The organism is Neorhizobium sp. BT27B (assembly GCF_050455485.1).
Classification (GTDB): Bacteria; Pseudomonadota; Alphaproteobacteria; order Rhizobiales; family Rhizobiaceae; genus Neorhizobium.
The window spans coordinates 412,553-432,334 of record NZ_JBCIYT010000002.1; the positions used below are offsets into that span (position 1 = coordinate 412,553).

The 19,782-nt window shown below is 61.0% G+C and carries 19 protein-coding genes; 7 read left to right on the top strand and 12 right to left on the bottom strand.

The annotated features are described in order from the left end of the window. Positions 1 to 11: 11 nt before the first annotated feature. Positions 12 to 1,466: a glutamate synthase subunit beta gene (locus tag AAIH70_RS07415; RefSeq protein ID WP_132271549.1), complete on the top strand. Its 1,455-nt coding sequence runs from the start codon at positions 12 to 14 to the stop codon at positions 1,464 to 1,466. Between the two features lie 60 nt (positions 1,467 to 1,526). On the opposite strand, the gene AAIH70_RS07420 is transcribed toward AAIH70_RS07415, so the two are convergent. From AAIH70_RS07420 to AAIH70_RS07435, 4 genes are all read right to left on the bottom strand, one after another. Next, entirely contained in the window at positions 1,527 to 2,111 is a 585-nt protein-coding gene (locus AAIH70_RS07420; RefSeq protein WP_132272526.1) for a nucleotidyl transferase AbiEii/AbiGii toxin family protein, read from the bottom strand. A gap of 78 nt (positions 2,112 to 2,189) precedes the next feature. Further along, the gene (locus AAIH70_RS07425) at positions 2,190 to 2,459 is read right to left on the bottom strand and encodes a hypothetical protein (RefSeq protein WP_132271550.1); all 270 of its coding nucleotides are present in this window, start codon (positions 2,457 to 2,459) and stop codon (positions 2,190 to 2,192) included. 90 nt (positions 2,460 to 2,549) lie between these two features. After that, positions 2,550 to 3,794, bottom strand: coding sequence for an SGNH/GDSL hydrolase family protein (locus AAIH70_RS07430; RefSeq protein ID WP_132271551.1), 1,245 nt, complete (start codon positions 3,792 to 3,794; stop codon positions 2,550 to 2,552). A gap of 83 nt (positions 3,795 to 3,877) precedes the next feature. Continuing rightward, positions 3,878 to 5,098, bottom strand: coding sequence for a lytic murein transglycosylase (locus tag AAIH70_RS07435; RefSeq protein ID WP_430033824.1), 1,221 nt, complete (start codon positions 5,096 to 5,098; stop codon positions 3,878 to 3,880). 203 nt (positions 5,099 to 5,301) lie between these two features. Between AAIH70_RS07435 and galU the strand changes: the two genes are divergently transcribed. Beyond that, positions 5,302 to 6,186, top strand: a complete 885-nt coding sequence (galU, locus tag AAIH70_RS07440) for a UTP--glucose-1-phosphate uridylyltransferase GalU (protein ID WP_132271552.1) — start codon at positions 5,302 to 5,304, stop codon at positions 6,184 to 6,186. Positions 6,187 to 6,317: 131 nt separating this feature from the next. On the opposite strand, the gene AAIH70_RS07445 is transcribed toward galU, so the two are convergent. Continuing rightward, on the bottom strand, positions 6,318 to 8,027 hold the full coding sequence (locus tag AAIH70_RS07445) for an outer membrane beta-barrel protein (RefSeq protein WP_165931919.1): 1,710 nt from the start codon (positions 8,025 to 8,027) through the stop codon (positions 6,318 to 6,320). A 152-nt stretch (positions 8,028 to 8,179) separates the two neighbouring features. Here AAIH70_RS07445 and AAIH70_RS07450 point away from each other — a divergent pair, with 152 nt between their 5' ends. Then, positions 8,180 to 9,178, top strand: a complete 999-nt coding sequence (locus AAIH70_RS07450; protein WP_132271554.1) for a KpsF/GutQ family sugar-phosphate isomerase — start codon at positions 8,180 to 8,182, stop codon at positions 9,176 to 9,178. Positions 9,179 to 9,199: 21 nt separating this feature from the next. On the opposite strand, the gene AAIH70_RS07455 is transcribed toward AAIH70_RS07450, so the two are convergent. The 3 genes from AAIH70_RS07455 to AAIH70_RS07465 all read right to left on the bottom strand — a co-directional run bounded on the left by AAIH70_RS07455 (position 9,200) and on the right by AAIH70_RS07465 (position 11,294). After that, the gene (locus AAIH70_RS07455) at positions 9,200 to 9,658 is read right to left on the bottom strand and encodes an NfeD family protein (RefSeq protein ID WP_132271555.1); all 459 of its coding nucleotides are present in this window, start codon (positions 9,656 to 9,658) and stop codon (positions 9,200 to 9,202) included. A gap of 4 nt (positions 9,659 to 9,662) precedes the next feature. Beyond that, complete coding sequence (locus tag AAIH70_RS07460) at positions 9,663 to 10,685, bottom strand: SPFH domain-containing protein (protein WP_132272528.1); 1,023 nt, start codon at positions 10,683 to 10,685, stop codon at positions 9,663 to 9,665. A gap of 108 nt (positions 10,686 to 10,793) precedes the next feature. After that, positions 10,794 to 11,294, bottom strand: a complete 501-nt coding sequence (locus AAIH70_RS07465; protein ID WP_132271556.1) for a helix-turn-helix domain-containing protein — start codon at positions 11,292 to 11,294, stop codon at positions 10,794 to 10,796. 75 nt (positions 11,295 to 11,369) lie between these two features. On the opposite strand from AAIH70_RS07465, the gene queC reads away from it, so the two are divergent. The 4 genes from queC to AAIH70_RS07485 all read left to right on the top strand — a co-directional run bounded on the left by queC (position 11,370) and on the right by AAIH70_RS07485 (position 14,790). Beyond that, positions 11,370 to 12,080, top strand: a complete 711-nt coding sequence (queC, locus tag AAIH70_RS07470; protein ID WP_132271557.1) for a 7-cyano-7-deazaguanine synthase QueC — start codon at positions 11,370 to 11,372, stop codon at positions 12,078 to 12,080. Next, entirely contained in the window at positions 12,080 to 12,436 is a 357-nt protein-coding gene (gene queD, locus AAIH70_RS07475; RefSeq protein WP_132271558.1) for a 6-carboxytetrahydropterin synthase QueD, read from the top strand. Before queC ends, queD begins: the two co-directional genes overlap by 1 nt. Then, positions 12,433 to 13,179, top strand: coding sequence for a 7-carboxy-7-deazaguanine synthase QueE (queE, locus tag AAIH70_RS07480; protein ID WP_132271559.1), 747 nt, complete (start codon positions 12,433 to 12,435; stop codon positions 13,177 to 13,179). The genes queD and queE overlap by 4 nt, the downstream gene beginning before the upstream one ends. A 63-nt stretch (positions 13,180 to 13,242) precedes the next feature. Further along, positions 13,243 to 14,790, top strand: a complete 1,548-nt coding sequence (locus tag AAIH70_RS07485; RefSeq protein WP_132271560.1) for an FAD-dependent monooxygenase — start codon at positions 13,243 to 13,245, stop codon at positions 14,788 to 14,790. Positions 14,791 to 15,034: 244 nt separating this feature from the next. On the opposite strand, the gene AAIH70_RS07490 is transcribed toward AAIH70_RS07485, so the two are convergent. The 4 genes from AAIH70_RS07490 to omp10 all read right to left on the bottom strand — a co-directional run bounded on the left by AAIH70_RS07490 (position 15,035) and on the right by omp10 (position 19,678). Beyond that, positions 15,035 to 15,724, bottom strand: a complete 690-nt coding sequence (locus tag AAIH70_RS07490; RefSeq protein WP_132271561.1) for an SDR family oxidoreductase — start codon at positions 15,722 to 15,724, stop codon at positions 15,035 to 15,037. A 245-nt stretch (positions 15,725 to 15,969) separates the two neighbouring features. Further along, a complete protein-coding gene (gene hemH, locus AAIH70_RS07495; protein ID WP_132271562.1) occupies positions 15,970 to 17,004 on the bottom strand; it encodes a ferrochelatase in 1,035 nt (344 codons plus the stop codon). Positions 17,005 to 17,143: 139 nt separating this feature from the next. Beyond that, complete coding sequence (locus AAIH70_RS07500) at positions 17,144 to 19,093, bottom strand: 5'-nucleotidase C-terminal domain-containing protein (RefSeq protein WP_132271563.1); 1,950 nt, start codon at positions 19,091 to 19,093, stop codon at positions 17,144 to 17,146. Between the two features lie 219 nt (positions 19,094 to 19,312). Beyond that, positions 19,313 to 19,678 carry an outer membrane lipoprotein Omp10 gene (omp10, locus tag AAIH70_RS07505; RefSeq protein ID WP_132271564.1) on the bottom strand — a complete coding sequence of 122 codons (366 nt, stop codon included), beginning with the start codon at positions 19,676 to 19,678 and terminating at the stop codon, positions 19,313 to 19,315. Positions 19,679 to 19,782 lie beyond the last annotated feature (104 nt).

Sequence of the window (19,782 nt, forward strand, 5' to 3'; positions counted from 1 at the left end):
AGGACTAAAACATGGGCAAGGTAACGGGTTTCATGGAAATCGACCGGCAGGTTGGCAAGTACCAGCCGGCCTCCGACCGCATCCGCCATTTCCGCGAATTCACCATTCCGATGTCCGATGCCGAGGTTACCAAACAGGCGGCGCGCTGCATGGATTGCGGCATTCCGTTCTGTCATGGGCCGACGGGCTGTCCCGTGCACAACCAGATCCCCGACTGGAACGATCTGGTCTATAACAACAAGTGGGAAGAGGCGATCCGCAACCTCCATTCCACCAACAATTTTCCGGAATTCACCGGTCGCGTCTGTCCCGCGCCGTGCGAGGAAGCTTGCACGCTGAACCTCGAAGACGCGCCGGTCGCCATCAAGACCGTCGAGCAGGCGATCGCCGACAAGGCCTATGAACTGGGCTACATCGTGCCGCAGCCGGCAACGGTCAAAACCGGCAAGAAGGTCGCGATCATCGGTTCCGGCCCCGCCGGCATGGCCGCTGCACAGCAGCTTGCCCGCGCCGGTCACGAGGTCCATGTCTATGAACGCGAAACGAAGGCCGGCGGCCTGCTGCGTTACGGCATTCCGGACTTCAAGATGGAAAAGAATTTTATCGATCGTCGTGTCGAGCAGATGACCGGTGAGGGCGTCACCTTCCATTACGGCGTCAATGTCGGCGTCGACAAGCCGACCGAAGAGCTGATGGCCGAACATGATGCCGTCATCTATTGCGGCGGTTCGGAAACCCCGCGTCCGGCCGGTATTCCCGGTGTCGAACTGCACGGCGTCTACGATGCCATGCCGTATCTCGTGCAGCAGAACCGTCGCGTCGGCCGCGAAAACATCGACTCGACCGGCTGGCCGGCAGAACCGATCCTCGCAGGCGCCAAGCATGTCGTCGTGGTCGGTGGTGGCGATACCGCATCGGATTGCGTCGGCACGGCTTTCCGTCAGGGCGCCGTCAAGGTGACCCAGCTCGACATCCGCCCGATGCCGCCGGAAAAGGAAGACAAGCTCGCCGTCTGGCCGTTCTGGGCCACCAAGATGCGCACTTCGTCTTCGCAGGCCGAAGGCGCCAACCGCGAATTCCAGGTGGCGACGCTCGAATTCGTCGGCGAAGACGGCGTGTTGACCGGCGTGCGCTGCTGCCAGGTGGATGAACGCCGCAAGCCGATCGCCGGCACGGATTTCATCATCAAGGCCGATCTCGCCTTCATCGCCATCGGTTTTTCCGGGCCGATGACGACGGGTGTCCTGTCGGAACTGGAAGGCAAGCTGGAACTGAACACCGACCGCCGCGGCTCCACCAACGTCGTGGCGAACGAGCAGGACTACAAGACCTCGATCGACAAGCTCTACGTTGCCGGCGACGTTCGCCGCGGTCAGTCGCTGGTCGTCTGGGCGATCCGCGAAGGCCGTCAGGTGGCACGCGCCGTGGATGAGGCGCTGATGGGCGCTTCGGTTCTGCCACGGTAATTTTGAATCGGAAATTTGAATTGGGCGACCACAGCATCGTTGGCTGTGGTCGCCCAAATATCAGGTGCATACCCTCTCAAGAAGGTCCACCGTTACTGCCTGTGCCTGACCGGGAATATCGCGGAAGTCGTTGCGGTAGAGAAGTTGCGCCATGATCGCCTGCGTGAACTGCGGGTTCATCCGCCGCGCGGTGGCAAGAGCCTTTTCGCTTTCGCGCCGGAAAGGCCGCAAGGCCGCCATGACATATTCGATGCCAAGCACCTGGATGACGCAGGCGATATCGAACATGTCGCGAGGCTGCATCAATGCGCCGCGATAACATATTTTCTTTGCAATGATTTCAGCCGGCGTTTCGAGCAGAATGGTTCTGTCGCGCACTGTTGCCGCCACCGCCGGTGCTTCTGTCAGGGGCAGAGCGCAGATGAAATCGATCTCGCCGATGTTTTCGAACACGACTTTCAATGTTCTGGCGCCATCCGACACGTAGGCGTCTGGCGTTACATCGAGTTCGTATCCTTGCGTCCACGGATTTAGGTAGGGGAGCTGCTGCGGGTCATCAAGGAAGATATCGATATCGAAGCTTTCTCGATGATCGATCTGCAGCATAAGGGCGGTGCCGCCCCCCAAACTCCAGCTATCGATCAGTCTGAACTGGCCGTTTGTCTTGTCGATGATGCTGACGGCGAGTTCGAACAGGTCTTCCCACCGGCTGCGCGCTGCCAATTACGCAGCTTTCGCCAAGGGCAGATTATAACCCGCGAGCGCTGAAAACCGTTTCGCAAGATCGATGGCAATCGACGCGTCGATGTGCATCTCGTGCAGGAAGGCGTGCTGAAGCTCCTCGTCCACCTCGGAGAAAAAGGAAAAAGCAGATGGGTCGAAGTGGTCGGCACTGATGGGATCGGCAATCCGTGCTGCCAGCTGTTCGGCGGAAAGCGCCGTCCCATAAGGGGCGTTGACAGTCGATAGAACGCGAACAGCTACAGAAGACATCGTTTCGCACCGAAAGTTGCGGTGGTGTGTTATAACCTGACGATGTCTGCCAAACAAGGATCGCGCCCTTGGGAGGATGGGATGACGCAGCTATTGCGTCGTCTTGATCCGGTAATCGTCCACACGCCCAGCCGGCGCCTCCGGCAGTTCGCCGCGGGTCACCAATAGATCGCGCGGGGACTGCGTGTTGGCCGGTGTCGGTGCGCTCGCGCCCAGCAGGTCCTTGCCGCCGTCGAGATCGGGGTCGGATAGCGCGATCGGCTGGGTGGAGACCACTGCGGTGATCGGCGTGCCGGGAAGTACGGGAAGAGCCGGCAGATTGCTGCCGTCGAGATTGATCATTTCGGCCGGCGGAACATCGCCGAGGTGGCGGCGCGCCACCTTTTCCACGTAGAAGGCCAGCTTGCGGCGGCCGGCTTCGGTCATGTTGATGCCGTCGGCACTGCGCAGGCGCACCTGCTGGCCGTTGACGTCGGAGCCGGTGACGATGAATTTGCCGTCCTCATCGACAAACCCGTCCCAGATATCGACGAATTCGCCACCGATCTCTTCGGCCTGCGTCCGGAAAATGCTGTTGAGCGTGACGGCATCCGCCGTCATCGAAGCCGACTGGAAGGCCGGCAGGCCGACCCATAGCAGCGGCAGGTCGTGGTCGCGGGCAATCTGGCCAAATTCCTGAACACGCTGCTTGTAGATCTCGAACCAGCGTTCCGTGCGGAATTTCTCGCGCTGATCGCTGCTGTCGATCTGCTGGCGGTCATTGGCGCCGATCATCACCACCACAAGCGCCGGTTTTTCATTGGCGATCAGTTCGGGCAGAGCCTGCGGCCAGTCGTAATGATCCTGACGCACGAGGCCGGACGCGGTTTCGGCATGGTCGACAACGACGACGCCGGGATTTTCGGCAAAGGCCGCCTCAAGGCCGCCGGCCAGACGTCCGGCAAGGAAATCCCCGACGACCAGCACTTTTTTGGCATTTTCCAGCTTCTGGACGGGTTCCGGCGTCGGCTCGGCGGCAATCACCGGGGCAGCCGGTACCGGGCGCACCGCACGACGAGGGGCTGGCGGCGGTGCCGCGCGCCTTTTGCGGCGGGGCTCCATGTCGATGACGGATCGGTCGCGCTGGTACTCGCGTCGTTCACCGAAAAACATGTCCATCAGGTTGCGGCGCTGCGGGCGCTCATAACGGCGCTCCTCCAGATAATAACGCCGTTCCTGTGCCGATGCCGGCGTCACGATTGCGGGCAGGGCGATGGTGACGGCCGTCATGGCGATGACGAGGCGCGTCCCGAAAGACTTGATGCGTTCCCAAACGGGGAGAAGTGCAGACTTCATGTCCCTGCCGTCCATATCAGTGCGGGCTGCGAGTGGATCGCAGCCCGGCTTGAGAGTCAATTACCGGCCGATCCCGCCTTTGATCAGCGGATCGCCTTGAGCAGCGAATGCGACGGTTCGCCGTCTTCCTGCATGCCGAGCCGCTTCTGGATGGCGGAGATGGCGGCCTTCGAACCGGAGCCGAAATTGCCGTCGACCTCACCGTCGTAATAACCGAGTTCCTTCATGCGCGATTGCAGCTCGAATTTCTCCGAGATGTCGAGCGTGCCCTGCGGGCGCGGCCAACGCTGCTGCATGCCGCCGTAACCGGCGATCTGGTCGGCAAGAAGGCCGACGGCCAGCGCGTAACTGTCAGCCGCGTTGTATTTCTTGATGGTGAAGAAGTTTTTCATCATCAGGAAGGCCGGGCCGTCCGAGCCCGCCATCAGCTTCAGCGTGGCGCGGTCGGCACCGCGCGGAAAACCCTTGCCGTTCGGGCGGGTGAAGCCGAGCGCTGCCCACTGGGCAATCGTCTTGGTCTGGCCTTCGTATTTTGCTGCACCGGCCGGCAGGGCCGCTTCGTAACCCCAGGTCTTGCCGGTGGTCCAGCCGTTCTTGGCAAGCAGGTTGGCGGCGGTGGCGAGCGCATCCGGGATCGAATGCCAGATGTCGCGCTTGCCGTTGCCATCGGCATCGACTGCATAGAGCAGATAGCTGGTCGGGATGAACTGGGTATGACCCATGGCGCCGGCCCACGAGCCGGTCAGCTGCTTTGGCGTGACGTCGCCGGCCTGCAGGATCTTCAGCGCTGCGATCAGCTGCGTGCGGCCGAATTTCGAGCGTTTCGGATCGGCCCAAGCGAGTGTTGCCAGCGCCTGCGGCACGTGGTGCAGACGCTCGGGGTTTTCCAGTGCCGCGCCGTAATTGGATTCCATCGACCAGATGGCGAGAACGATGTTCTGATCGACACCGTATTGCCGCTCGATGGCGTTCAACAGACGGCCATGGCGGGCCTTCATCTCGCGGCCGACCTTGACCGTATAAGGGTTCACGCGGCTATCGAGATAATCCCAGATCTTTGACTTGAACTCGGGCTGGTACTGCGCCTTCTGCAACACGTCCTGATCAGGTGTGCTGATGCCTGCAAAGGCTTTGTTATAGGTCGAGCGTGTAATGCCGCTCTGGGCTGCTGTCTCATAGAAATTTGAGACAAAAGCCTTGAAACCTTGGTCTGCCTGAGCATGTATCGGAGTGACCGCGAGCGTCATGCCTGCGATCATCGAGAGTGCGAGCGCTTGAAAGCGACGGGTGCGGAACATAGTCATTACGGCGTATCCGTTGTTCTTCCAGTCAGGGTTTTCACCGGTGATGGCGGCCGGGTTACGGTCAGTGTAGAACATCAGAATAAATAAATTCTTTACCATGAGAACATCGCTCTGTCATTGCCCCGAAAAGGCTGAAATATATCCCTAGAGACCTTTTCACGGGCGACCGACATACAGACAAATTGTGCTTTTAGGAGGCATGAGTGGGACACCAAAAGATTCGTAAGGCAGTTTTTCCGGTAGCAGGCATGGGTACGCGTTTCCTCCCCGCGACCAAGGCTGTGCCAAAGGAAATGCTGACGGTCGTCGATAAGCCGGTCATCCAGTATGTGGTGGATGAGGCTATCGAAGCCGGTATCGAACATCTCGTGTTCGTCACCGGTCGCGGCAAAGGCGTTATTGAAGATTATTTCGATATTCAATTTGAACTGGAATCGCTCCTGAAGGAGCGTAACAAGAATGCCGAACTGACCATTCTTTCCGATCTCCTGCCGCAGGCCGGCATGGCAAGTTTTACCCGCCAGCAGGCGCCGCTCGGCCTCGGCCATGCCGTTTGGTGCGCACGCGACATCGTCGGCAACGAGCCATTCGCCGTCCTTCTGCCCGACATGATCATGTCGGCCGAGAAGGGCTGCCTCAAGGGCATGGTCGAGCTTTATGAAAAGACCGGCGGCAACATCCTCGCCGTCGAGGAATGCGATCCGGAACAGGCCCACAAGTACGGCATCGTCGGCGTCGGTGACGCTGTCGGCGGCGGTTTCAAGATCACCCAGATGGTCGAAAAGCCGGCCAAGGGCACCGCACCTTCGAACTTCTTCATCAACGGCCGCTACATCCTGCAGCCGGAAGTCTTTGATATCCTGGAAACCCAGGAACGTGGTGCCGGCAACGAGATCCAGCTCACCGACGGCATGCTGGCGCTGGCGAAATCCCAGGAATTCGCGGCCTACAAGTTCACCGGCGAAACCTATGACTGCGGCGCCAAGGATGGCTTCATCCTCGCCAACGTTGCTTTTGCCCTGAAGCGTGCGGATATCCGTCCGACCGTGGAAAATGGCCTGAAGGCACTGGTTGCCAAGCTCGGCTGAGTTTTGGTGATGTGATTGAGAGAGGCCTCGGGATGTGTTCCGGGGCCTTTTTTTGTCTTGATGGAAGATGGAATGCGGAGGGGGCGGCATTCGTACTTCTCCCCGTCAACACGGGGAGAAAAGGCAAGTCGTTACCGCCGCAGCGTCAAACCCGCGCCGATCTGCACCGTCTTGGTCGGTGAACTGCCGGCGTTTTCCTCGTGTTCGTAGGTCACGTCGCCGGTCAGGTCGAGATAGCGGTTGAGGCGATAGGTGATGCCGGCGCCGAGTTCGTAGGTGCTCTCGTCGCTGCCGGTGGGGAAGTCGCGCAGGGTCGTGGCCCCCGTCAGGCGGGCGATCAGGTCGCTGCGCAGCTGATGCTGTACGGCGGTGGAAAAGCGGTATTCAGCCCAGCCGTTTGCGCCGGCCGCCGTCGCATCCTGAAGCGTCGTGCGCAGGCCGAAATCGATATCAGTGCCACGGCGGGGCGACCATGTGGCATTGCCGTCGAAGGCGACCGCGCCAAGATCGGACAGGCGGCCGTCATCGTATTTCGCGACCACGTAACCGACGCCCAGCTCGCCGCGCAGTTTTTCGGAAAAATCGAATTCGATACCGGTGCGGGCGGCATAATTGTTCGACGAACGCTGATAGCCGGATGAGTCGAAACGCTGGTCATAGACGCCGCGACCGGCTGCCACTTCGAGGAAGGGAATGATCGCCGGCGACAGTTCGTAACCGACCCGCAGGCGGCCATCGAAGCCGGTGCGGTCGCGGTCGCCACGGCTGACGCTGGTGCCGTCGGAAAGATCGACATCGCCATAAACGGAGCGTGCCACCGAGAGGGCTGCCGTGCCGCGCATCACCCCGAAATCGCGCTGGACGGCAACGCCGCCACCAAACCGCTGCACGGTCGATTGTGTGCTGGCGCCCGCAACGGCGTTCGGATCGCTGTTGCTTTCGCGTTCCAGCGCGTAATTGCCGGTAATGTTGGCAATCGTGTCATTGGAGAGGTCGAGCCGCAGATCGGCATCGAGGCGGCCTTCCGGCTCGAAATCGGCGCTGTTGCTGGTGCGGCCGGAGAGCGTCTTTTCGAATGTGCCTTCGCCGGTGACGGTCAGCGCGTGGCGCGACCAGTCGGAGGACAGCGTGCCGCGAATGGCGGTGGCGAGATAGTTGCGGCTGGCCTTGCCCGCACCGGTGCGTTCGGTCTCGTGGTTGATGCTCTGGTTGACGCTCGGTCGCAGCCGGAATGTGCCGAGCCGCACACCAAGCCCGTCATCGGTCGAGGCGAGCGGGCTTTCGGCACCGTCGCGGTTGAGTTCCGGCGGGTTGAGCGTGCCCTCGACCGGCTGGTTGAGGTCGAGTTCCGCCTGCTGACCGGCCTCGTCGACAAGCCCGTCCTCGGTGTTTGCCTGTCGGCCGTTCAGCGGCTGGTTCGGGTCGTCGGCGTCGGTATCCTGCGCATTCGTATCGCCATAGGGATCGGCCGCGCCGGTCGGGATCGGATTGCCGGAAGAAACGGGGCTGATGCCATTGGAGGAGCCGAGGGCGCCGGTCGGCGCGCTGGCCGAATTCGTGCGCGTGCCATAGGCGGTGCCGCCATCGGCCGAGGTGAAATAGGAGGCCGGACGATTGGCCGATGCACCGGTGTAAGGTGTCTGTGCCCAGAGCGCACCGGGCACGAGCACGGTTGTCGCCAGAAGCATCAAAAGCGGGCCACGGCGGGTTGCCGGTTGGCTGTATGCCTGCGGGCGCGCCGGGGCGACCGACGGCATGGCGTCAGGCATCGTCGCTGCCCGTGGTGAAGCCGCCCGCTTGCGGGCCGCTCCCGATCGCGCCTGTTGTCCTGTGCCGTTCATCGCATCGCCTGAAGAGGGAGTTCCTATGCAATGGTAAATGCTCATGGTTAATGAAGCGTTGCTGATGGTTGCAGCACCGATGCGGCGATCCGTCCGTTGTCGCACCACGGCGACCGATGGACACCGCGCCCTAACCGCGATAAATGCTCGCCATGACCCAGAACGCTGCCGAAACCATTCCTGCAACTGATGTGATCGAATCCGCCCTGCGGACCGTCGCCTTTGAAAAACAGGGGCTGGATGCGCTGGAAGCGGCGCTGAAGAACGGTCTGGCCGAGCCTTTCCGCAAGGCGATCGACGTCATTCTCGCAACGACCGGGCGCGTCATCATCACCGGCGTCGGCAAGAGCGGCCATATCGGCGTGAAGCTGGCAGCAAGTCTGTCGTCCACCGGAACGCCGACCTCTTTCGTGCATGCGGCCGAAGCGGCGCATGGCGATCTCGGCATGATTGCCCAGAACGATGCGGTTCTGGCGATTTCCAAGGGCGGCGAAAGCGCCGAACTGAAAAGCATCGTGGCCTATACCCGGCGTTTTTCCATTCCGCTGATCGCCATGACCGGCAATCCCGAATCGTCACTTGGACGCGCCGCCGATATCGTTCTGCTTCTGCCGGATGCGCAGGAAGCCTGCCCACACGGTTTGGCGCCGACCACCTCGACGCTTTTGCAGATGGCGCTCGGTGATGCACTGACCGTGGCACTGCTGGAAGCACGCGGTTTCACGCCGACGGATTTTCGCGTGTTCCACCCCGGCGGCAAACTGGGTGCGAGCCTGATGCATGTGCGCGATATCATGCATACCGGCGATCGTGTTCCGCTGGTGCCGAAAGGTACGCCGATGGTGGAGGCGATCACCGTCTTGTCGCACAAGCATTTTGGCTGTGTCGGCGTGCTGGATGAAGAGGGGCGCCTGTGTGGCATCGTCACCGAGGGTGACATGGCGCGCAACCTGTCTCGCAACCTTGCCGAACTGTCGGTGGACGAGATCATGACGCGGCAGCCGAAGACGGTAAAACCGTCGGTTCTGGCGACGGCGGCGCTGGCGCTGCTCAACCAGTACAAGATCGGCGCGCTGATCGTGGTCGACGAGGATAACCGGCCGCTCGGCCTGATCCATTTCCACGATCTGTTGCGGATCGGCGTCGCCTGACGCCGATCGCGCTTTTTTTATTCAGGCCTGCTCGACAGTGAGATCGCGTCCACTCGACGCGGTCACTTTCACGCGTGTGCCGGCCGGCAGGTCGGGGCCCATGATCGACCATGTCGTGTCGTCGAGCTTGATGCGGCCACGACCTTCGAGGATCGGTTCGGCGAGCGTTGCCGTGCGGCCGACAAGGCTTTCGCCGCGACGGTTGAGCCAGGGTTCGTCGGTCTTGGCATCGCGGCCGCTATAGAACCTGCGGCCTGCCATGGCGAAGGCAACGGACAGGGCGGCAAACAGCAGAAGCTGCACATGCCAGCCCCAGAAGCTCGTGCCCCACAGCGCCAGCGACAGCGCGCCGAGCACGACGGCTGCCGCGCCGATCCAGATCAGGAAAAAGCCGGGCACGACGAGTTCGAGGGCGAGCAGCACAAGGCCGACGATCCACCAGCTCCACGGCCCAAAACTGTTCCAGAGTTCGATGACCATGGTTTCAGCTTTCGGTCGAGCCGAACGGCGGCACGGTCGGCGGGCGGCTGATCACCGGCTGGCGTGGTTGCTGCTGGCGTGGCGGCGTGGAGGTCTGGCCGTTGCTGTCACCGCCGAACACTTCCTTGGCAATCGCGCCGATGCCGCTCAGCGAACCGATCAGCGACGACGCTTCGAGCGGCATCAGCACGATCTTGGAATTGTTCGCCTTGCCGATTTCGACCAGCGCCTCGGTGTATTTCTGGGCAACGAAGTAGTTGATCGCCTGCACGTCGCCGGCAGCGATGGCCTCCGACACCACCTGTGTTGCACGCGCTTCGGCTTCGGCCAGACGTTCGCGCGCCTCGGCATCGCGGAAGGCGGCTTCGCGTTCGCCTTCTGCCTGCAGCACGGCGGCCTGCTTGGCGCCTTCGGCACGCAGGATCTGCGCATTACGCGAACCTTCGGCTTCAAGGATCTGGGCACGCTTTTCACGTTCCGCCTTCATCTGGCGACCCATGGATGCAACCAGATCGGCCGGCGGCTGGATGTCCTTGATCTCGATACGGGTGACCTTGATGCCCCAGGGCTGCACGGCCTCGTCGACGACGCGCAGAAGGCGGTCGTTGATGATGTCGCGGTTGGACAGAAGCTCGTCGAGATCCATCGAGCCCATCACTGAGCGGATATTGGTCATGGTGAGGTTCTGGACGGCGACTTCCAGATTGGTGATCTGATAGGCAGCCTGCGCCGGATTGAGCACCTGATAAAAGGCGACGGCATCGGCGGAGACGCTGGCATTGTCCTTGGTGATGACTTCCTGCGTCGGAATGTGCAGCACCTGTTCCATGACGTTCATGCGCGCGCCGATGCGCTCGATGAACGGCGTCAGGATGTTGAGGCCCGGCTGCAGCGTGCGGGTGTATTTGCCGAACCGCTCGACGGTGTAGCAATAGCCCTGAGGCACGGTTTTCACCAGGGCGAACAGCAACAGGATCGCCAGAATGACGATGCCGATGACAAAAATATCGAACCCACTCAGGTCCAGCATGGGATATCCCCCTTCAACTCACATTTGATCGCGGCGATCCTATGCAAGCGGCATGGCATAAACAAGCTGGTTGGCCGGGGGAGGGTAGTTTCCGGTGTGATTTCATCAACTTCGCGGCTGGTTTACAGGTATTTCCCGAACCAGCCGGGTCAGCAGCGGCAGGACATGCGCCGGCCGATCGCGCAGATGCTCGATCAGTTCCTTTTCCTGCCCGCTCAGCTTCGATCCCATGACATCGGTCGTCCGGGCGTCGCCGGACAACAGCCAGTCGAGCGAAATGCCGAGCAGTTCGGACAGACGATTGGCATTATCGATCGACATGGCGTGCCCCTGTATCCATTTGGAAACAGCGGCCGGCGAGATGCCGAGATCTGCGGCCAGCGCCATCATTTTCTGTGGTCCACGCGCACCGATCGCCTGCCTGAGACGTTTGCCGCGCTCGCGGTCGATTTTTTGGGGTGTCCGGCCTGGCAAAGAATCATCTCCTGCGTGTATTGTTATGAGTGTCCTCTTTTCGGTTGTGTATTTCAATGTCGTTTTGCAAAAAATGCAATCTATGGATGAAATTATTGTGATAATCACAATATCAAGGAAGCCCATTCCCATTCTCGATCCAACGCGATAAACAGCCGCCCAGAAATGCCGGTCGCAGCCTACCCGGTCAAAACAAGGACACCTGATATGAAGACCATTGTCGTCTGCTCCGGCGGACTCGATTCCGTTTCGCTTGCCCACCGCATCGCTGATCAAGGCGATCTGATGGGCCTGATCTCCTTCGATTATGGCCAGCGCCATAAGAAGGAGCTCGAATACGCCGCCGCCTGTGCAAAACGGTTGGGCGTGTTTCACCAGATCATCGACATGCGGGCAATCGGCAGCCAGCTGACCGGCTCTGCACTCACCGACGATCTCGATGTGCCTGATGGGCACTATGCCGAAGAAACCATGCGCGTCACCGTCGTTCCCAATCGCAACGCGATCATGCTGACGGTTGCCTTCGGCGTGGCGGCGGCGCGGGCTGCTGAGGCCGTGGCGATAGCCGTGCATGGCGGCGACCATTTCATCTATCCCGATTGCCGTCCGGGTTTTATCGACAGTTTCGATGCCATGCAGCGTCATGCGCTGGATGGTTATGCCTCCGTGAAGCTGCTGGCGCCTTACGTCAATGGCTCCAAGGCCGATATCGTCAGCGACGGCGCCAAGCATGCGACGCCGTTCGTCGAGACATGGTCCTGCTACAAGGGCGGGGAAAAACATTGCGGCCGTTGCGGCACCTGTGTCGAACGTCGCGAGGCGTTTCATCTGGCCGGTGTGGAAGACCCGACGGATTATGCCGACCCGGATTTCTGGAAGGCGGCGACGGCAGGTTTCAGGGCCGAGGAAATCCGCTGATGTACCGCATCACCAAGGAGTTTCATTTTTCCGCCTCGCACCAGCTGACGCACCTGCCGGCCGATCACCAATGCGCGCGCCTGCATGGGCACAATTATATCGTCGTGGTCGAGCTTTCGGCGAACGAACTCGATGATGATGGTTTTGTCCGCGACTATCACGAACTGAAGCCGCTCAAGCAGTATATCGATGAAAAATTCGACCATCGGCATCTCAACGATGTGCTGGGCCATGAAAAGGTGACGTCGGAATTTCTGGCGAAGCATTTTTACGACTGGTGCAAAGAGCGGCTGCCGGAAACCTCTGCCGTGCGCGTCAGCGAGACACCGAAGACATGGGCGGAATACCGGCCATGAGTGCTGCTTCCGAAAAGATCCGCATCAGCGAGATTTTTGGGCCGACCATCCAGGGCGAGGGCATGCTGATCGGCCAGCCGACCGTGTTCGTGCGCACCGGCGGCTGCGATTACCGCTGTTCGTGGTGCGATACGCTGCATGCCGTCGACAGCGAGTATCGCCATAACTGGCTGGCGATGGAGGTGGAAACGATCTGGGGGCAGGTGCGGCATTTGTCGGGCGATGTACCGTTGACCGTCTCGCTGTCTGGCGGCAATCCGGCCATCCAGCCGCTCGGCAGCCTGATCCGCCGCGGCAAGCGCGATGGCTATCGCTTTGCCATCGAAACGCAGGGCAGTGTCGCGCGTGACTGGTTTGCCGAACTGGATTTTCTAGTCCTGTCGCCAAAGCCGCCCTCGAGCTGCATGGAGACGGATTGGGATGTGCTGGCTGACTGTCTCAGGGCTGCCACTGGTTCTCCCGCTGGCGGCCCGCGCATCGGTTTGAAATTCGTGGTCTTCGATGATGCGGACTATGCGTTTGCGAAGGATGCGGCGGCGCGTTTCCCTGATCTTCCCGTCTATCTGCAGCCCGGCAATCACACGCCGCCGCCGCCGGATGACGATGATGCCCGCATCGATCTCGACGGCATCATGGATCGGATGTTGTGGCTGGTCGACAAGGTGACCGACGATCGCTGGTTTTCCGCGACCGTGCTGCCGCAGCTTCACGTCCTGCTCTGGGGCAACAAACGCGGCGTTTGATCTTCCTCCTTTGCCTTTCTTGCGGTTGCGCTAAATTCGTCACCGGATGAGAAGGAGGAGCTCATGCATAACAACGTCCTGATCGTGGGGGCTGGGCCGACCGGGCTGGTTCTGGCTTTGTGGTTGACGAAGATGGGCGTGCCGGTGCGCATCATCTCGAAGGCGGAAGGGCCGGGCACCGCCTCGCGGGCGCTTGCCGTCCACGCCCGCACGCTGGAACTTTACGATCAGGTCGGTCTGGCCGATGCGGTGATCTCGAAGGGGCATCACGTCTCCGGCGTCAATCTCTGGGTGGGCGGCGAGAAGAAGGCGCGTGCCGCTTTCGGGGATATCGGCGAGGATCTGACGCCCTATCCTTTCCTGCATATCTATCCTCAGGATGCCCATGAAGCATTGCTTGTGTCGCGGCTGGCGGCAGAAGGCGTTTCCGTCGAATGGAACACCGCCTTCATCGAGCACAAGGAAACCGCGGATGGCATTTCCGCCCGGCTGGTTCTGGCGGGTGGCAATGAAACGGTATGCGAAGCCGCCTTTCTTGCCGGCTGCGATGGTGCCGGTTCCGCTGTGCGCAAAAGTATCGGCGTCGGTTTTCCCGGCGATACCTATCAGCAGACTTTTTATGTCGCCGATGTCGAGGCTTCCGGGCCGCCGATGAATGGCGAACTCAACATCGCGCTCGACAGTGCCGATTTTCTCGCCGTCTTCCCGCTCGATGAAGGGCGGCGCGCGCGTCTGGTCGGTACGGTGGAGGAGGATGCGGCGCATGCCGGCGCCTTGCGTTTCGAGGATCTGAACGACCGGGCGATCGCGCATCTCGGTATTCAGGTGACGGCGGTCAACTGGTTCTCGACCTACCGGGTGCATCACCGGGTGGCGGAACGGTTCCGCAAGGGCCGCGCCTTCATTCTCGGCGATGCCGCGCATATCCATAGCCCGGCCGGCGGGCAGGGCATGAATACCGGCATCGGCGATGCCATCAATCTGGCGTGGAAACTGAAGGCGGTCCTGTTCGGCGGCGTGCACGATATCGCGGCGGCGAACCGGTTGCTGAACACGTTCGAGGAAGAACGCATCGCCTTTGCCCGAAAGTTGGTGCGCACCACCGATCAGGCTTTTTCGCTGGCGACCGCCGATGGAGGATTGGCGCGGTTCGTGCGGACACGGCTGGTGCCGCTGGTCGTGCCGATGGCGGTGCAGATCGAGCCGGTCAGGGATTTCATGTTTCGCACCGTCTCGCAGCTGATGATCAATTACCGGGGCGATTATCTCAGCCGGGGTGAGGCGGGCGACGTGCATGGCGGTGACCGGCTGCCGTGGTTCGATCTCGGTGATGGCCGCTGCAACCACGACGGTTTTCGCGATCTCTGCTGGCAGGTGCATGTTTATGGTTATGCCGGTCCCGAGGTCGAGGACTGGTGCCGGGAAAGCGGCCTGCCGCTGCACATCTTTCCATGGTGCTCGGAATTCGAGGAGGCGGGGATCGGGCGCGATGCCGCCTATCTGATACGGCCCGACAGCTATGTGGCCAGTGCCGCTCACGCCGCGCGGCCGGATGCGCTCGAGCGCTATTTTTCCGACCATGGCATCACGCTGCCGGCGGCGGCGGGTTAGGGTGAAAAGCATGTAGAGTTGCGACGGTGCGCCCATCCGATCTCCCCCCTTGTGGGGGAGATGTCCGGCAGGACAGAGGGGGGTAATGCTGGTGCAAATGCCGCTTTCGAACCACTCGCCGCACCGTTGCTTACCCCCCTCTGTCACCTTTCGGTGACATCTCCCCCACATGGGGGGAGATCATTGGGAGCAAGCGGCACTCTTTGCATTCCTCATACTATGTGCTTAGCCGATGAAGTGATGCCTATTCGGCGTAGATCATCTTCTTCGTCATGCCGCCGTCCACCGTGATCGTCTGGCCCGTGACGAAGCCGGCGCTTTCAAGATAGAGCACGGCGTCGGCAATATCCTTGGCGCGGCCGACACGGCCGGCCGGGTGCTGCGCCTCATCTTCGGCGGAAAGCTCCGTCTCGGCCGTGATCCAGCCCGGTGCGATGGCGTTGACGCGGATCTTCGGGCCGAGGCTGACGGCCAGCGCATGGGTGAGTGCCACCAACCCGCCCTTGGAAGCGGCATAGGCTTCCGAATTCGGCTCCGACATGAAGGCTCGGGTGGAGGCCATGTTGACGATCGCGCCACCCTCGCGCATCAGCGGGGTGACTGTTCGGGTCATCAGGAAGGCGCCGGTCAGGTGGCTGTCGATGACGCGGCGCCATTCCGTCAGCGACAGGTCCAGCAAAGGCGTGCCGAGTGCTCCGCCGGTGGCACCGGCATTGTTGACGAGAAGATCCATGCGGTCCCAGCCGAGTTCGGCGACGGCAATTTCGACGGATGCTTCATCGGCGACATCGCACTGGATGTGGCGGACGGTCTCGACCGGGTGTGGTTTGTCGGTGAGATCGAAGGAGGCGACTTCGAAACCGCGCAGGCTGAGTGCCTCGCAGATGCCGGTACCGATCAAGCCTGCACCACCGGTGACGATGGCTTTTTTCATGGTGTGTGCTCCTTTGGTTTTCCGGGCCTTGCCGAAACGACGGCATGCTTGAGGAAGCCCCCTCCCAACCTGCCGGGCTTGAGCCGCGGGTCTCAACCCGTCCTTACGGACCCCCACAAGGGGGAGGGCTTAACCCAGCCGACCCGTCTTGCTTCTATCGGGGCAGGTGGTTGCCACACTTTTTCTCCCCCCTTGTGGGGGAGATGGCCGGCAGGCCAGAGGGGGACTTTTTCACAAAGCCCGCCTTACACCCAGCCCTGCAATTCCCGCCGCACCACCGCTTCCAGCACGTTCATGCCATCGACACTGTCGTTGAGGCAGGGGATATGGACAAACTTCTCGCCGCCGTGATGCATGAAGATTTCGCCGGCTTCACCGGCAATTTCCTCCAGCGTCTCGAGACAATCCGACACGAAGCCGGGGTTCATGATGGCAACGCGCTTGATGCCTTCGGCGGCCAGTCCCTCCATCGTCTTGTCGGTATAGGGTTGCAGCCATTCTTCCGGCCCGAAACGCGACTGGAAGGTGATGCGCAGCTGATTTTCCGAATAACCGAGCTTTTCGCGCAGCAACCGCGCCGTCTTCTGACAGAAACACTGATAGGGATCGCCGGCCTTGAAATAGGACTGCGGGATGCCGTGGAACGAGGTGATCAGCAGCTGCGGTTCCCAGTCGAGCGTCGAAAGCGTGTTGCGCACCGAATTCGCCAGCGCCTCGATATAGACCGGGTCGTCGTGATAGGTCGGCACGGTGCGCACGGCCGGCTGCCAGCGCATCTTCATCAGGTGCTCGAAAGCCTTGTCGTTGACAGTCGCCGTCGTTGCCGCCGCATATTGCGGATAGAGCGGAAACAGCACGATACGGTCGCAGCCTTGCGCCTTCAGCGCATCGATCTTCGAGGCGATCGACGGATTGCCGTAACGCATGGCCCAGTCGACCACCACGTTCGGCAGGTCCTTCAGCCGCTCGACCATCAGGTCACCCTGGTTGCGGGTGTAGGTGCGCAGATAGCTTTCGTCGAGATCCTTATTCCAGATCTCCTCATATGCCTTGCCGACCTTCTGCGGGCGCTTGTTCAAGACGATGCCGTAGAGAATCGGGTACCAGTAGAGTTTCGACCATTCGATGACGCGGCTGTCGGACAGGAACTCCGCCAGATAACGGCGCATCGACCAGTAATCCGTGCCGTCGGGCGTGCCGAGATTGACGAGCAGGACGCCCACTTTTCCGAGTGAGACCTTCGGGTGGTTAGCGGGCAAAACGGCTGTGGGAGCGGTCATTCTGGCTTTCCGGCTGGACGTTGTGGGACCCGCATCCTTGATGATGCCGGCCGATGCGCCTTATGTAGAAACAAAGAACGGCCCGGGAAAGCCCCGGGCCGTCGTTTAACGTAGGACAAATCGTCTTAAACAGGCAGCCTTACTTGGCCGGCAGTTCAAGTTCCTTGCCGACCTGGATCAGGTTCGGGTGGCGCAGTGCATTGGCCTTGGAGATTTCGCTCCAGCGGGTGCCGTCGCCATAGGCGCTTTCGGCAATCGTCCACAGCGAGTCGCCCTTGACGACCGTGTATTTGCTCGGGCCGCTGGCCGGCTGAGCGGTCTGGCCCGGAGCCTCGACGGCGGCCGGAGCCGTGGTCGTTGCTGCCGGTGCTGCCGGAGCCGGAGCAGGGGCTGCAGGAGCCTGTGCCGTGGCGGCCGGTGTCGGGGCAGCCGCAGGAGCGGCGGGCTTTGCATCGGCCTTCGGTGCCGGCTTGTAGTCTGCCGGTGTCAGGTCGGTGATACGGCCATCCGTGTAGGGCTTGTAGGGGCTGTTGGCGGCGATGTAATCGGCCACCGCGTTTTCGAGGTTGGGGCCGAAATCGTAAGGGTTGATGGCGTTGGTGTTGAACACCTTGAAGCCGTCACCGCCGGTGCGCACGTAGTTGTTGGTGACGACGCCGTAGGTCTTCGCCGGGTCGATGGCAACGTATGCATCGCCTTCCTTGACCTGCACGTCGCTGACGCGGGAACCGGCAGGCTTCGACTTGTCGAAGGAGAACTTCATGCCGGCAACCTGCGGGAAGCGACCCGCACCGTCATCGATCTGGCTGACGCCGTTTTCGAGCGCGGCAACGACGTCCGAACCCTTGAGCTGGAAGGTGGCGATGGTGTTCTGGAACGGCAGCACGGTCAAAACTTCGCCCATGGTCACGTCACCGGCGTCGATCGAGGCACGCAGGCCGCCGCCGTTCTGAATGGAGAGCGTAATGCCCTGATCCTTGACGCGGTCGAGCTGCGCATCGGCGAGCAAGTTGCCCATCGTGCATTCCTTGGCGCGGCAATTGACGCGGTCACCATCGATGATGCCTTCCGACGAGCCGACGACCTTCTTCTTCAGCTCTTCGAGCGGGCCGCCGAGTTCCTTGACCTTGGCGACAAAGGCTTCGTCCTGCGCCACGCTGGCATCGAGAACCTTTGGTGCACCCGAAGTGGATTTTACCGCGCCGTTGTCATCGAAAACGACGGTGAAATCGCCGAGATATTTGGAATAGGCATAGGCCGTGACGATCGGAACCTCGACGCCGGCCGGGTTCTTGACCAAGGTCGGATAGGGACCGGCCGCCTTGGTGTCGGTGCTCGACAGATAGGTGTGGCTGTGGCCGCCGACGATGACGTCGATACCGTCCACGGCCGCGGCAATCGCCTGATCCTTGACGTAACCGACATGCGACAGAACGACGATCTTGTTGACGCCCTGGCCCTGCAGATCGGCAACGGCCTTCTTCAGGTAGGTGATCTCGTCTTCAAACGTGATGTCCGGGCCGGGAGAAGAGGTCTCGTTGGTGTCGGTGGCGAGAACGGAAACGACGGCAACCTTCTGGCCGCCAAAATCCTTCACCAGATAACCCTTGTACTTGTCCGCCAGAAGCGAACCGGGCTTGGCAATCGTGTTGCCGGAAATGATCGGGAATTTCAAGGCGCCGATGAATTTCAGCAGCTCATCCGGGCCATCGTCGAATTCGTGGTTGCCGATCGCCATCGCGTCGAAACCGATGCCGTTCATGAACTCGGCAACCGGTGCGCTCTTGTAGGTGCTGTAGAACAGCGAACCCTGGAACTGGTCACCGGCATCGAGAACCAGCACGTTCTTGCCCTGCAGCTCGGCGCGACGGGTGTCGATCGCCGTCTTGACGCGGGCGATGCCACCGAAGCACTCGTTCTTTTCGGTCTCGGACGGCGTGCAGGTGCTGTCGTATTTGTTGATCGGCTCGATGCGCGAGTGAAAATCGTTGATGTGCAGGATGTTGAGTTCGAAATCGGCAAAAGCTGCACCGCTGGAAAGGGCCAGAACCGAGGCCGTCAGCAGGCCCAGTCTCAATCTCTTCGTCATCGTTGTTCTCCTAATGCGGGCGCTGTCAAAACCCTGTTCCGCCTCGTTTTAATTATAAAATATGACAGGCTTTCAATGCCCCATGCTTTCATCAACAGAAGGGGGGTTCAAGGAGAAATATGACAGTGGTGCAGGATGTCCACGATGCACGCAAAAGCAAAGGGCCCCGCGTCTGCGAGGCCCTTGCCGAATGTCAGGAATGGTCATGCCGCCAGGGGTTTAGCTGCGGCGCGACAGCGAGAACTGCGAACCGCTGTCGGCGGTGCAATTCAGCTGGTTCATGTTGACCAGTGCGCAATTGACCTTGGACTGGGTCTTGCGCACCAGCGAGGTCATGTTGATCTCGACCAGCGTCGGCGACAGGGTGACATAGTTGCCGGAGGCGAGCAGCGCGTTGTTGTCGGTCGAGCGGGTGTTGAACGTGCCGCCCTGGAAGGTGGAGATGATGCCGTTCGGATCCGACCAGGTGCCTTCGACGCCCTGCGGCTGCGGCGGGGCGGATGCCATCTGGCGCGGCGGGGCAGAGGATACACAGGCGCTCAGGGTGGCAACGGCGACCAGCGCCAGGCTCAGTTTCAGCTTCATACTCATATCTCCGCAAATCGGCTCCCTGTCGGAACCATGCTGTCACACTCTATGTAAAGCAAGATGCTCGCTTTGACAGAGACCTTTACCAATTCTTCAACATG

Coding starts and splice junctions, on each gene's coding strand:
- AAIH70_RS07415 (WP_132271549.1), top strand. CDS start 12: ATGGGCAAGGTAACGGGTTTCATGGAAATCGACCGGCAGGTTGGCAAG.
- AAIH70_RS07425 (WP_132271550.1), bottom strand. CDS start 2,459: ATGTCTTCTGTAGCTGTTCGCGTTCTATCGACTGTCAACGCCCCTTAT.
- AAIH70_RS07430 (WP_132271551.1), bottom strand. CDS start 3,794: ATGAAGTCTGCACTTCTCCCCGTTTGGGAACGCATCAAGTCTTTCGGG.
- AAIH70_RS07435 (WP_430033824.1), bottom strand. CDS start 5,098: ATGACTATGTTCCGCACCCGTCGCTTTCAAGCGCTCGCACTCTCGATG.
- AAIH70_RS07445 (WP_165931919.1), bottom strand. CDS start 8,027: ATGAACGGCACAGGACAACAGGCGCGATCGGGAGCGGCCCGCAAGCGG.
- AAIH70_RS07450 (WP_132271554.1), top strand. CDS start 8,180: ATGACCCAGAACGCTGCCGAAACCATTCCTGCAACTGATGTGATCGAA.
- AAIH70_RS07455 (WP_132271555.1), bottom strand. CDS start 9,658: ATGGTCATCGAACTCTGGAACAGTTTTGGGCCGTGGAGCTGGTGGATC.
- AAIH70_RS07465 (WP_132271556.1), bottom strand. CDS start 11,294: ATGGGAATGGGCTTCCTTGATATTGTGATTATCACAATAATTTCATCC.
- queC (WP_132271557.1), top strand. CDS start 11,370: ATGAAGACCATTGTCGTCTGCTCCGGCGGACTCGATTCCGTTTCGCTT.
- queD (WP_132271558.1), top strand. CDS start 12,080: ATGTACCGCATCACCAAGGAGTTTCATTTTTCCGCCTCGCACCAGCTG.
- queE (WP_132271559.1), top strand. CDS start 12,433: ATGAGTGCTGCTTCCGAAAAGATCCGCATCAGCGAGATTTTTGGGCCG.
- AAIH70_RS07485 (WP_132271560.1), top strand. CDS start 13,243: ATGCATAACAACGTCCTGATCGTGGGGGCTGGGCCGACCGGGCTGGTT.
- AAIH70_RS07490 (WP_132271561.1), bottom strand. CDS start 15,724: ATGAAAAAAGCCATCGTCACCGGTGGTGCAGGCTTGATCGGTACCGGC.
- hemH (WP_132271562.1), bottom strand. CDS start 17,004: ATGACCGCTCCCACAGCCGTTTTGCCCGCTAACCACCCGAAGGTCTCA.
- AAIH70_RS07500 (WP_132271563.1), bottom strand. CDS start 19,093: ATGACGAAGAGATTGAGACTGGGCCTGCTGACGGCCTCGGTTCTGGCC.
- omp10 (WP_132271564.1), bottom strand. CDS start 19,678: ATGAAGCTGAAACTGAGCCTGGCGCTGGTCGCCGTTGCCACCCTGAGC.